Origin of the sequence: Haloarcula salina, assembly GCF_049603855.1 — an archaeon.
Classification (GTDB): Archaea; Halobacteriota; Halobacteria; order Halobacteriales; family Haloarculaceae; genus Haloarcula; species Haloarcula salina_A.
The window spans coordinates 732,258-745,141 of record NZ_CP187146.1; the positions used below are offsets into that span (position 1 = coordinate 732,258).

The 12,884-nt window shown below is 68.2% G+C and carries 8 protein-coding genes; 5 read left to right on the forward strand and 3 right to left on the reverse strand.

The annotated features are described in order from the left end of the window. Window positions 1-120: 120 nt before the first annotated feature. Window positions 121-1,611 (forward strand): globin-coupled sensor protein, encoded by a 1,491-nt coding sequence (locus tag ACOZ4I_RS03745; protein WP_424003169.1) that lies wholly within the window; start codon window positions 121-123, stop codon window positions 1,609-1,611. Between the two features lie 9 nt (window positions 1,612-1,620). On the opposite strand, the gene ACOZ4I_RS03750 is transcribed toward ACOZ4I_RS03745, so the two are convergent. Further along, window positions 1,621-3,486 (reverse strand): DEAD/DEAH box helicase, encoded by a 1,866-nt coding sequence (locus ACOZ4I_RS03750; protein ID WP_424003171.1) that lies wholly within the window; start codon window positions 3,484-3,486, stop codon window positions 1,621-1,623. A 145-nt stretch (window positions 3,487-3,631) separates the two neighbouring features. On the opposite strand from ACOZ4I_RS03750, the gene ACOZ4I_RS03755 reads away from it, so the two are divergent. Continuing rightward, window positions 3,632-5,371 (forward strand): Na+/H+ antiporter NhaC family protein, encoded by a 1,740-nt coding sequence (locus ACOZ4I_RS03755; RefSeq protein ID WP_424003173.1) that lies wholly within the window; start codon window positions 3,632-3,634, stop codon window positions 5,369-5,371. A 34-nt stretch (window positions 5,372-5,405) separates the two neighbouring features. On the opposite strand, the gene ACOZ4I_RS03760 is transcribed toward ACOZ4I_RS03755, so the two are convergent. Beyond that, on the reverse strand, window positions 5,406-6,464 hold the full coding sequence (locus ACOZ4I_RS03760) for a glycosyltransferase family 4 protein (protein ID WP_424003175.1): 1,059 nt from the start codon (window positions 6,462-6,464) through the stop codon (window positions 5,406-5,408). Window positions 6,465-6,543: 79 nt separating this feature from the next. Here ACOZ4I_RS03760 and ACOZ4I_RS03765 point away from each other — a divergent pair, with 79 nt between their 5' ends. Beyond that, on the forward strand, window positions 6,544-8,340 hold the full coding sequence (locus ACOZ4I_RS03765; RefSeq protein ID WP_424003177.1) for a S9 family peptidase: 1,797 nt from the start codon (window positions 6,544-6,546) through the stop codon (window positions 8,338-8,340). 94 nt (window positions 8,341-8,434) lie between these two features. Next, the gene (locus tag ACOZ4I_RS03770; RefSeq protein WP_424003179.1) at window positions 8,435-8,965 is read left to right on the forward strand and encodes an NUDIX hydrolase; all 531 of its coding nucleotides are present in this window, start codon (window positions 8,435-8,437) and stop codon (window positions 8,963-8,965) included. Here the strand turns inward: ACOZ4I_RS03770 and ACOZ4I_RS03775 are convergent. Then, complete coding sequence (locus ACOZ4I_RS03775) at window positions 8,962-10,020, reverse strand: NAD(P)-dependent glycerol-1-phosphate dehydrogenase (protein WP_424003181.1); 1,059 nt, start codon at window positions 10,018-10,020, stop codon at window positions 8,962-8,964. The two genes, ACOZ4I_RS03770 and ACOZ4I_RS03775, sit on opposite strands and share 4 nt — an antisense overlap. 247 nt (window positions 10,021-10,267) lie before the next feature. Here ACOZ4I_RS03775 and ACOZ4I_RS03780 point away from each other — a divergent pair, with 247 nt between their 5' ends. After that, window positions 10,268-12,883 (forward strand): glycoside hydrolase family 3 N-terminal domain-containing protein, encoded by a 2,616-nt coding sequence (locus tag ACOZ4I_RS03780; protein ID WP_424003183.1) that lies wholly within the window; start codon window positions 10,268-10,270, stop codon window positions 12,881-12,883. The last annotated feature ends 1 nt before the right edge of the window (window position 12,884 follow it).

The window sequence follows — 12,884 nt, forward strand, 5'->3', positions numbered from 1 at the left end:
GGCTGACTTCGATTTACATCCCAGACGAACAGAAATAGCGCTCGCAGTCGAAAGTGTTACTATTATCACATTTGAAAGGCGGGAGCGAACATATTAATCCGCTATTTGCTGACGAAGAGTATGGCCACTGACGATACGACTGCCGTCCCGCGAAATCGGGTCACGGCCGCGGAGCGAAAAAGCGTCGACGGAGCGACACTCACGGAGAGTATCGGCCTCGACGATGCGGAGATGCAGTGGCGGAAAGATTTCACGGGCTTCGACGACGCCGACGTTGACACGCTCGTCGCGATGGAAGACGAGGTCGACGCCAGCGCGGAGGCCGTGGTCGAGGATTTCTACGACAACCTCCAGTCGTTCGACGAGACGGTCGAGATCTTCGGGCGCTCTTCGAAGTCCGTCGAGCAACTCAAACGGACCCAGGAGCAGTACCTCCGGGACCTCGTCGCCGGAGACTACGGGCGGCAGTACTTCGAGAACCGCGCCCGCATCGGGAAGATCCACGACATGCTCGAACTCGGCCCCAAGATCTACCTCGGGGCCTACACGACGTACTTCGAGCACTTCCTGTCGATCATCGCCTCGGATCTGCGTTCGACGGACGCCGACCGCGACGAGGCGCTGGAGGAACTGTGCGACCGCGCGCTCTCCGTCTTCAAACTGCTGAATCTCGACCAGCAGGTGGCGATGGACACCTACATCGACTCGTACAATCAGCGCCTGGAAGCCGTAACCGAAGAGCAAGAGCAACTGATGCGGGAGGTCGAGGCAGGGCTCAAAGACCCCATCGACGAATTGAGCGAGTCCGCCGAGCGCATCGCGGAGACGAACCAGCAACTCAGCGCGACCGCCGACAGCCAGGCCGAGTCGATGGACGAGGTGACCGGCGAGGTCGCGGACATGAGCGCGACCATCGAGGAGATCGCCTCCACCGCCGAGGAAGTCGCGAGCACCAGCACGTCGGCCGAACAAACGGCCGAACGCGGCAGCGAGGCCGCCGAGCGGGCCGCGGACGTGATGGACGAGGTCGACGACGCCGTCGACGAGGTCTCCGACGACATCGCGGGGCTCAAGCGCCGGGCCGACGAGATCGACGAGATCGTCGAGGTCATCAACGGCATCGCCGACCAGACGAACATGCTCGCGCTGAACGCCTCCATCGAGGCCGCCCGCGCCGGCGAGGCCGGCGACGGGTTCGCCGTCGTCGCCGACGAGATCAAGACGCTCGCCGGCGATTCCCAGGACCACGCGAACCGCATCGAGGACACGGTCACGGAGATCCAGGACGAGACCGTCGACGCGGTCGAGAGCCTAGAGACCGTCACCGAACAGGTCTCCGACGGCATCGACGAGGTCGAGACGGCCACGGAGCGCCTCGACGAGATCGTCGAGGCGATCGACGAGACGGCCCAGGGTATCCGGGAGGTGTCGGCCGCGACCGACGATCAGGCGGCTTCGACGGAGGAAGTCGCCAGTATGGTCGACGAACTGTCGGCCGGCATCGACGATATCTCCGGGCAGATCGGCGACCTCGCGGCGACGAACGAGGAACAGACCGCGAAGATCCAGGACGTGGCCGAGACCGCCCGTCGGCTCGACACCGACGGATAGCTCCGCGCCTTACTCCTCGGTTTCGGGTGGGTCGACCGCCTCGGCCTCGCTCTCGGTCACGCGGATCCCCTTCGAGGCGAGGTGTCGCATCTGCCGGCGGACGAAGTCCTCCTCTGTCGTGCCGCGCGTCGCCAGGATGACCATGCGCGCGTCGCCGGCCGGTCGCATCGTCCGTCCGGCCCGCTGTGCGCCCTGTCGACGCGACCCGCCGAGTCCGGAGGCGACGATGGCCAGTTCAGCGTCGGGGAGGTCGATTCCCTCGTCGCCGACGCGGGAGACGACCAGCGTGTCGCGTTCGCCCTGGCGGAACTCGTCGAACAGTTTCCCCCGGCGGGCGTGGGGCATCTCGCCGCTGATGAAGGGCGCGTCGATGGCCTCGCTGATGGCCTCGCCCTGATCGAGGTACTCGACGAAGACCAGCGCCTTCGCCGCCGGATTCTCCGCCAGTGCGTACCTGATCTCGTCGATCTTCCCCGAGTTACTGGCGGCGGCCTGCCGCCGGTCGTGGCCCGACGTGGCACTGTATTCTGACCCTTCGGTCTCGTCGCCCCACGGCACGAGGCGAATTTCGACCTCCGGTTCAGCGACGTAGCCCGCGTCGAACAGTTTCCCCCAGTCGGTCCCGATGGGCGGGCCGACGAGCGTGAATATCTCCTCCTCGTCGTCGCTCTCGCGGGTCGGCGTCGCGGTCAGGCCGAGCCGGTGTTTGGTCTGGAGGTCCGCGCTCCGCCGGTGGATCGGACTCGGGACGTGGTGGACCTCGTCGTAGACGATGAGCCCCCACTTTCGCTGGTCGAACAGCTTCCGGTGGCGGTCCATGCCGGCGGTGCGGTAGGTGGCGATGGTGACCGGCCGGATGGACTTCTCGCCGCCGTGGTACTCGCCGATGTCGTCGTCGGTGAGCGAGGTGTGTCGGACCAGTTCGTCGCGCCACTGGGTCGCGAGTTCGCGCGAGGGGACGAGGATCAGCGTCTCGCCGCCGACGGCGGCCATCGCGCCCATCGCGGCGACGGTCTTGCCAGATCCGGGCGGGCCGACGAACACGCCCGATCCCTGCTCGGTGAACCGCTCCACCCAGTCGCGCTGGTAGTCTCGCAACTGGAGCAGGAGGTCGAGTTCCAGCGCGTCGCCCGTTTCGAGGTCGCGGTCGTCCCGGACTGGGTAGCCCGCCTCGTACAGCGTGCGCTTGATCTCGGCAGTGGCGTCCTCGTTGACCCACGCCTCCGAGTCGGAGATGGGCGCGCGGAGGTGGTGGTCGTCGAGCTTCTGGCGGGCGACGTTGCCCATGAGGTCGTCGCTCTCGGCTTCGAGGACGACGTAGCCGTCCTCGTGGGTCTTCAGGCGGAACTTCCGGGCGCGCTCCCACTGGCTCGTGACCCACTCTTCGAGGTGGGGCGAGCGCTCGCCCAACACGTCCCGCATCGTCGCGAGCAGGTCCTCCAGTGATTCGTGGGGCGCGGCCCACACGTCCTCCTCGCGGAGCTCGTAGACGTAGCCGCCAGAGCGATTCGTGTCCTGTAAGCGCGCGAACTGCGAGAGCTGGGCCCGCGTGAACTGCTCGGGGTGTTCGACGACCACCTCGCGGCGGTCCGGGAACAGGACGACGCGCTCGCGGTCGGTCACTTCCGCGACGTCCGCCGGATACCACACCGACTCCACCTCGGAGACGTCCTGGCGCTCGATGTCGCCTTCGTCGGCCAGCGCGGCAAGTGCCTCGCGGGCCTCGTCCGGCGTCAGATCGGTCTTCCGTGAGAGTTCCGTCGCGGTCAGATGCGGCCGGCCGACGGCGTCGATGGCGTCGTAGACGGCGTCGAGTTCGAGAACCGGAGCGTCGTCCTCGTCGTCGGTCCGGTCGGCTGGCTCCTCGGCTGTCACTACCGGTGGGAGGCGACCGAGGGGGAAACGGGTTTCGTCTGTGGCCCGGGCGGGGGCCGTGCGGGCGTGGATGGGAATCACACGCGGTGGCCGTGGAGACGGGCCGAATACGTACATTAATGTGTCGCCCCACGGACCTGCCGGCATGGTCGAGGGAATCGTCGCCGGTCCGTGGTCCGTCGTCCCGGCGCTCGTGGCCATCGGGCTGGCCTGGTACACGCGCGACGCCCTCATCGGGCTGTTCGTCGGCATCGTCGTCACCGGCGTCCTCGTCGGCGCACTGCACCCGCAGGCCGTGGGGGTCCCGTCGGATCTGATTACCGCCGGCGGTGAAGTGGCGACCGTCCAGCCGCAGGCGGACGACGCGGAGCCGTGGACCGTCGGCGTCGGCGGCGTCGCGCTGGGTGCGCTATTCGGGCTGAAGGTCGTCCCGGAGATCATCGCCACCGCGCCGCTGTTCGGGGAGTGGTACGTCAAGAACGTCCTGCTGGCCATCTTCGCCATCGGCGGCATGATCGGGCTGATGATCCGCGCCGGCGCGATACAGGGCGTCCTCGAAGTGCTCGCGGAGCGCGCGGACTCGGCCGAAGACGCCGAGAAGGCCGCGTTCCTCGCCGGCATCGCCATCCACATCGACGACTACTTCAACTGCCTCGTGGTCGGCTCGATGATGCGCCCGCTGACCGATCGGTTCGACGTCTCGCGGGCCAAACTCGCCTACTACGTCGACTCCGCCGGGTCGCCGGCCGCCCGCCTCGCCTTCTACTCGACGTGGGGCGCGGCGATGGTCGGCTTCATCGGCGGCGGCCTCGTCGAGGCACAGAAACAGGGCACGCTCCCGTCGGGGATGTCGAACTTCGTGAACGCCGGCGGCGACCAGGTGACCGCGGCGACCGGCGCGGTCTGGCCGCTGTTCTTCAACACGCTGTTCACCGGCTTCTACTCGTGGATCGCGCTCGCGCTGGCCGCGCTCGTCGCCTGGCAGGTCGTCCCCAACATCTACGAGATGGGCGTCGAGGAGACCCGCGCTCGCGAGGAGGGGAAAGTCGTCGGCGACGACGCCGACCCGATGATCTCCGAGGAGATGGACGAGTACGAGGTCTCCGAGACGGCGACGCCGGACTGGCGGAACTTCGCCTGGCCCATCCTGACGATGATCGTCGTCGGCCTGAGCGCGATGTTCTGGCGGGCCAGCCCCGTCATCTACGTCGAGGGCAAACAGGGGATGGGAACCACGCTGGTCCAACTCGGCGGCTGGCAGCTCGTCGTGCCGCCGAGCGGCGCGTGGGCGTTCAACATCGGCGGCGTCCAGCTCGGTCTCGCCTCGTTCTCGGCGCTGGCCGTCGCCTTCCTGCTGTACCGCTGGAAGGGCGACATCCCCTCGAACGACGACGCCACCGACGCGATGATGGTCGGCTTCAAGGGCATCCTGCTGGCCGCCGTCATCCTCATGTTCGCCAGTTCCATCCAGAACGCGGTGTCGATACTGGGCATCTCGTCGTTCGTGACGAACGTCTTCGGCGGCGTGCCCGCCTTCGTCGTCCCGGTCGGCGTCTTCCTCGTCACCTCGGCGGTCAGCTTCTCCGATGGCTCCTCGTGGTCGACCTACGGCATCATGTTCCCCATCGCCATCCCGCTCGCGTTCTCGACGGGCGCGAACCTCCCGCTCGTCCTCGGCGCGGTGTTCAGCGGCGGCATCTTCGGCGACCACACCTCGCCCATCAGCGACACGACGGTCCTCGCGTCCTCGACGAGCGGGAGCGACCACATGGTCCACGTCAGGAGTCAGGCCCCCTACGCACTCATCACGGCGGGGCTCGCCGCCGCGCTGTTCCTCGTGTTCGGGCTGGTGCTCCCCGAGGGATTCCGGATCATCCCGTACTGACGAGCGGTTTCGCACACGCTCGGCCCCTCCGATTTTAGAACAGCCCGTGTTCGTCGATCAGGCCCTCGTAGAGGGCCTCGTAGCGCCCGCGAACCGCGTCGTGATCGAACTCGGCGACCGACTCGTCGACGGCCCAGCGGTCGTAGGCCGCCGACTCGGCGATTTTGTCGGCGATCTCCTGGGGGTTCGTCACGCGGTAGGCCCGATCGCGGTGTTCGACCAGTTCGTGGGCGCTGGATTCGGCCTGGTACTCGACGATGCCGATACAGCCACAGGCCATCGCCCAGAGGAGGTCCGTCGCGAAGCACTCGCGGAACGCCGTCTGGACGAAGACGTGCGCGCCCTTGTAGATGGAGACGCGGCGTTCGAGGTCGCAGGCCCCGACGAAGGTCACGCGGTCGTCGATGCGGAGGTCGGCGGCCTCCTGTTCGTAGTACTCTCGCTCCGGCCCGTCGCCGACGATGGTCGCCGACCAGTCGCGCTGGCGGAGTTCGGCGAGGCCGAGCAACAGCGACTCGACGTTGGCGCTGCCGTCGAGGCGGTGGGCGTAGGCCACGTCGATCTCGTCGTCGGGGTCGACCTCGCGAACGAGGTCCATGTCGATGCTCTGGGGGAGTACGGTCGTCTGGTCGGCCGACGCGCCCCGCTCGCGGACGCGCGTGCGGACGAGTTCCGACGGCGTGACGATGCGGTCCGGGGAGCGAAGCGAGAGCGACGCCGGGACGCTCTCGGGCACGTCGTCGTCGCCGTACCACTCGGTGACGAGCGGCGCTCGGGCGAGCGACGCCCCCGTGCTGGCCGCGAGGACGACGGACGGCGGCGTCGGGAGGGCGTGGACCACGTCGGGCCGGTACCGCGCCAGCATGAACGGCAGGCGCACACAGAAGGAGGGGACGGTCGGCGAGACGGTGACGGCGCGGTAGGTGACGTCGTCGGGCGCGAACTCATCGTCGAACCCGTCCCACCACTGGGAGCAGAACACGGTCACGTCGTGGCCGGCGTCGGCGAGTTCGGCCGCGACTCGTTCCAGTCGCCGCCGGCCCTCGGTGTCCCGGTAGTGGCTCGTCCTCGTGGCGACGACCGCGACACGCATACAGGGGCGACGGTATGCCCGCTCAAAAATCCACCCGTTTGCCGCAAAGGGTTTTGGCCGCTCCCGCCCTGCCTCCGATGTGAACGCGTACGACCTCTCTCGCTATCTCACCGTCCGCAGCGCCTACGGCAGTTCGCTCGCGCCGGACGGGACGCTCGCCTTCCTGATGGATACGACCGGCGTCGCACAGATCTGGACCCTCGACGACCCGCGGGGCTGGCCGGAACAGCGGACCTTCTACGACGAACCGGTGAGCTTCGTCGACTACTCGCCCGAGCGCCCCGAACTGGTCTTCGGCATGGACGAGGGCGGCAACGAGCGCGCGCAACTGTACCGCCTGGACGCCGACGGACGGATCCACGACCTGACGGCCCGACCCGAGGCCAAGCACCGCTGGGGCGGCTGGTCGCCCGACGGGGAGCGCTTCGCCTTCGCCTCGAACCGCCGGGACGAGGCCGTCTTCGACGTGTACGTGCAGGACCGCGACGCCACCGGCGACGACGCCGACCTCGTCTGGGAGGGCGACGGCTGGCTCTCGGTCGGCGGCTGGTCGCCCGACGGCGGCAAACTGCTCGTCAGCGAGGCCCACTCCAGCTTCGACCAGGACCTCTACGTCCTCGACCTGGCGACCGAGGAACTGACCCACCTCACGCCCCACGACGGGAGCGTCCGGTACACCAGCGCGTCGTGGGGTCCGGACGGCGAGGGCGTCTACCTCGTCACCGACGCCGAGAGCGACACGCTCTCGCTGGCACGCCTCTCGCTCGGCGGCGACCTCGAAATCGTCCGCTCGGACCCCGAGTGGAACATCGACGGCGTCGCGCTGGACCGCGATAGCGCACGCCTGGTGTACTCGCGCAACGTCGAGGGCTACAACGACCTCACCGTCGGCGAACTGACGGGACCGACGACTCTCGAGGAGTTCCCGACGCCGGACCTGCCGGGCGGCCTCGCCGGCGGCGTCTCGTGGAGCCCGGACGCCGAGCGCTTCGCCGTCAGCGTCACCGGCCGGACCGAGAACACGAACGTCTTCGTGGTCGAGACGGCGACCGGCGAGAGCGAGCGCTGGACCGCGGCGTCGACGGCCGGCATCCCGCGCGAGACGTTCGTCGAACCCGAGGTGGTCCGATTCGAATCGTTCGACGGGCGCTCGATTCCCGCGCTGTTCTCGCTGCCTGAGGGGGCCGGTACCGGCGACACGCCGGTCGTCGTCGACATCCACGGCGGGCCGGAGAGCCAGCGTCGCCCCTCCTTTTCGGGACTGACCCAGTACTTCCTCTCGCGGGGCTACGCCGTCTTCGAGCCGAACGTCCGCGGATCGACGGGCTACGGCAAGGCCTACACGCACCTCGACGACGTGGAGAAACGGATGGACTCGGTGCGGGACGTGCGCGCCGGCGTCGACTGGCTCCACGACCACCCGTCGGTGGACCCGGACCGAATCGTCGCGATGGGCGGCTCCTACGGCGGCTTCATGGTGCTCGCGGCGATGACTGAGTACCCAGACCTCTGGGCCGCGGGCGTCGACGTTGTCGGCATCGCGAACTTCGTGACGTTCCTGGAGAACACGGGCGACTGGCGGCGCGAACTGCGCGAGGCCGAGTACGGGTCGCTCGCCGAGGACCGCGAGTTCCTCGAATCCATCTCGCCCATCACCAACGTCGACCGCATCGCGGCCCCGCTGTTCGTCCTCCACGGCGCGAACGACCCGCGCGTGCCGGTCGGCGAGGCCGAGCAGATCGCCGAACGCGCCGCCGAACAGGGCGTCCCGGTCGAGAAGCTGATCTTCGACGACGAGGGCCACGGCATCAGCAAGCGCGAGAACCGCATCGAGGCCTACACCGCGGTCGTGGACTTTCTCGACGCCCACGTCTGAGGCGGGCCGTCGACCTCGCGTCCCGGGTGCAGACGGTTTCAGCGCATGAGAACGTTCGGGCGGGTTTATGCCCGTTGGCCCACTTGGAGGTGGCATGGACGTAGCCGAGCGCTCGCGGGCGCGAGTGCAGGAGCGCCTCGCTCGCCTCGAACAGGAGTTCGGCTCGACCGCGGTGGACCAGACGACCTTCTCTGTGGGGGAGGGGGCGTATCGGCACGCTGTCGAGCACTCGCGCGAGGGGCGGGTAGACGTACACGCCTTCGTGCACAACGAGTCGGGAGACGTACTGCTCAGCGAGGACGACGGCTCCTGGACCATTCCGCAGGGACAGACCGAGGACGCCGAGCGGCCGGCCCACGCCGCGAAACGGGTGGTCAGCGAGGCCGCGGGCGTCGAGTGTACGATTCGCGACGCCGTGCGGGCCACGATCTGCGGCGTCCGAAACGACGAAGACGACGACGCGGAGACGGTCTACCGACTCAGCGTCGTCTTCGACGCGGAAATCGACAGCGACGCGCTCGACGAGGACGACACCGACACCGAGACGACCGGCGCGACCGCGGCGTCCGACGCGGCGATCCGGTGGGACGAGTCGGCGGGCGCGGCCGTCGCCGAGTTCGTCTAGATCACGCCGGTGACCGACGCCGCCTCGATGGCGGCCTCCTCGCTCACGCCGTCCCCGAGGATCGTGTAGCGGTCGCGAATCCGGTGGGCTGTCGTCAGCGCCTCGATCACCGTCTCGTCGTCGATGTCGAGCCCTGCGGCCGTCGTCGGCGCGCCGATGGCAGAGAGTGCGTCTCGCACGTCTCGCCACTTGCCCTTCGGGCCGCTGTGGAGGTACTCGGTCATGATCGAGCCGACGCCGACCTGGTGGCCGTGGAGCGCGCCGTCGGGGACGAGCCGATCGAGCTGGTGCGAAAAGAGGTGTTCAGCGCCGCTGGCCGGCCGTGAGGACCCGGCGATAGACATGGCGACGCCGGAGGAGACGAGCGCCTTCACGACGATCCAGGCGGACTCCTCGAGGCCCTTCTTGATCGAGTCGGCACTGTCGACCAGCATCTCGGCCGTCATCCGCGCGAGCGCCCCGGCGTACTCGGAGTAGGGGATGTTCTTCAGCCGGTGGGCGAGCTCGTAGTCGCGGACGGCCGTGTAGTTCGAGATGATGTCCGCACAGCCCGCGGTCGTCAGCCGCCAGGGGGCCTCGGCGAGCACCTCGGTGTCCGCGACGACGGCCAGCGGCGGCTCGGCGGCGACGCTGTGACGCGTGTCGCCCTCGGGGACCGAGCCCCGGCCGGAGACGATGCCGTCGTGGCTCGCCGCCGTCGGCACCGAGACGAAGCCGAGTCCGAGGTCGTCGGCCGCCATCTTCGTGATGTCGATGGCCTTCCCGCCGCCGACGCCGAGCAGGAAGCCCGCGTCGCTCTCCTCGGCGTACTCGATGACCCGCTGGACGGCGTCGAAGCTGGCCTCCTCGATGACGACCTCGTCGGGGTCGTAGCCGGCGTCCTCGAACTGCGCGACGACGCGACTGCCGGCCACCTGATGGGGTGTCGGACTGGAGACGACCAGCGGCCGCCCGGTGAGGTGGAGTTCGCTCACGGCCTCGATGGTCTGGTCGAGGACGCCGTGGCCCACCACGACGTTGCGCGGCAGGCGGATCCACGTGGTTTTCTCGAACATATCAGTGAGTCCCCCGCCGCGCGTGAAAACAGTTTAGGTGCGGTGACGCCGCGATTCCGAAGTCAGAACGGCGGCCCGGCCACCGGGGGCGTAGTACGGAGGTACCACCGGGCCCGTGACCGACACGGCAGTCGGTCGGTTCAGATTGCCGCGGCCCCGTTCGACTTTCGACACAAATCCGTTGACAACTATTCCACACTTCTTTTCCACAAATAATTATTAATAACCGAGTTTGTGTCTGACTGTCATGTCTGATGACCACACGGTATCCGACGACGGCCTGCGGACGTATCGACGGACGTTTCTGAAAGCGACCGGCGTGGCGACAGCGACGGCGGCTACTGGCGCGGGCCTCGGAACGGCCGCGGCACAGGCCGACGTGGACACGCTCCTCTCGGAACTGACGCTCGAACAGAAGGCGGGCCAGATGACACAGGTGGCTATCAGTTCCTTCGAGCCGGAGCCAGAGGAGTCGAACGTGCCCGACAGCTTCGGCGTCGACACCGTCGGCGAGTACTTCAGCGAACTCGGTGTCGGGTCGATTCTCTCGGGGGGTGCGGCACCGCCAAGCTTCGATGCCGACAGCGTCGTCCAGGGGATCAACGCCTTACAGCAGTACAACCTCGACAACACCGAACACGCCATCCCGTTCCTCTACGGCGTCGATGCGACGCACGGCAACGGCTTGCTGGAGGGCGCGACGGTGTTCCCACAGCGACTGAACATGGGCGCGACCCGGGACGTGGACCTCGTCGAGGAGGCCGAGCGCCACACCAGCGACGCGACGGCGTCGATGGGGGCCCACTGGACGTTCGCGCCGACGACCGACCTCCAGCGCGACCCCCGCTGGGGGCGGTTCTTCGAGGGCATCAGCGAGGACCCGAAGCTGGAAGGCGACTTCTCGCGAGCGCGGGCCCGAGGGCTGGAAGACGACGATCGACTGGCGGCCTGCGTCAAGCACTTCGCAGCGTACTCCATCCCGAACAACGGCAACGACCGCGCGCCGGCCTCGACCTCGTTGCGCGACCTCCGAACGAACATCCTGCCGCCGTACCGCGAGGCCCTGGAAGCCGAACCCGGGACGGTGATGGTCAACAGCGGCGCGATCAACGGCGTTCCGGCCCACGCCTCGGAGTGGCTGCTGACGACGCTCCTTCGGGAGACGTACGGCTTCGAGGGGCTGGTCGTCTCCGACTGGGACGACCTGAACCGGATGCTCACGAACCACGACTACGCGCCGGACTTCCGCACGGCGACGAAACTGGCGATCAACGCCGGCGTCGACATGTACATGATCGGCAACGGCGGCAGTGCGCCGGGGCCGGTGCAGTTTATCGACACCGTCGTCAGTCTCGTCGAGGACGGCGAAATCCCGATGGAACGCATCGACGAGGCCGTCCGCCGCGTGCTCGAACTGAAGGCCGACCTGGGGCTGTTCGAGTCGCCGACGGTAGACGAGTCCCGTATCGGGAACGTCCTCGGCGGCGCTCAGGATACCTCCGAGACCATGGCCAAGGAGTCGCTGGTGTTGCTGCAGAACGCCGACGACACGCTCCCGCTCTCGGGCGACGAGAGCGTCCTGCTGACCGGCCCCGGCGTCGACGGCGACGGCAACAACACCCGGGCGCTGATGCAACACGGCGGCTGGACGCTCGGCTGGCAGGGCGCGAGCGCCGGCGGGCCGTACCCGCGACAGAACCTGCTCGTCGACGAACTCCGATCCCGCGTCGGCAGCCTCACGCACGTCCCGACGACCTACGAGAACACCACTTGGTACGCGGGCCAGGGCGACGGTGAGAACCAGCAGAGCGACGAGAACGGCAACTTCGACTTCACCGACGAGCAGCGCTCACAGGTCGAGTCCGCCGCGCCCGACGCCGACGCCGTCGTCGTCGTTCTCGGGGAGGGGACGCACAACGAGGGCTTCGGCGACCGCGACGAACTCGAACTGGACGAGTCCCAGCAGGACCTCCTCGCGACAGTCACCGACGCGGCCGACGACGAGACGCCCATCGTCGGCGTGTTCCTCGCCGGGTCGCCGCGTGGCTCGCCCGACACGTTCGACCAGCTCGACGCCGCCCTGTTCGCTGGCCAGCCCGGCAGCGACGGCGGTGTCGCGATAGCCGATACCCTCGTCGGCAACTACAACCCGTCGGGCAAGCTCGCGTTCAGCTGGCCCGACAACGTCGGAACGACGCCGGTTCAGTACAATCGCTACGAACCCACCTCGACGGGCGGGACGGACAACACCGCGCTGTTCGAGTTCGGCCACGGCCTGTCCTATACGACCTTCGAGTACGGTTCCGTCTCGGTCACGCAACCGACGGTCGGGAACCCGGCGAACCAGTCGGAGGTGACCGTCAGCGTCGAGGTGACGAACACCGGCGACCGGGCCGGCGAGCACGTCGTCGAGGTGTTCAACACGCAGTCGTACGGCTCGGTCCTCCAGCCCCGGCGGCGACTGCTCGGGTACGAGCGCGTCGCCCTCGACGCCGGCGAGACGACGACGGTCGACGTGACAGCGGACCTGACCGCGCTGGAGGTCGTCCCCGGGAACGTCCTCGCGCTGGCTCCGAAGGCCGTGGAAGCCGCGGAGTACGAACTCACCGTCGGCCAGGACGGCCCGACGGCCACGCTGACCGTCCAGAACACCGCGAGCATCACCGACCCCGATCCGGTCCCCGGTCGCGAGACCGACGCGGGCGACGGACCGGGTCGGAGCGACCGCGATAACAGCGAGAACGCCAACAACGGCAATAGCGACAACAACGGCAATGGCGGCGGGAGCGAGAACAGCGAGCGCCGCGACCCGACGATGGACGACGTCGTCGACCTGCTCGACGAGGTCAGGCGAACGTCCTGAG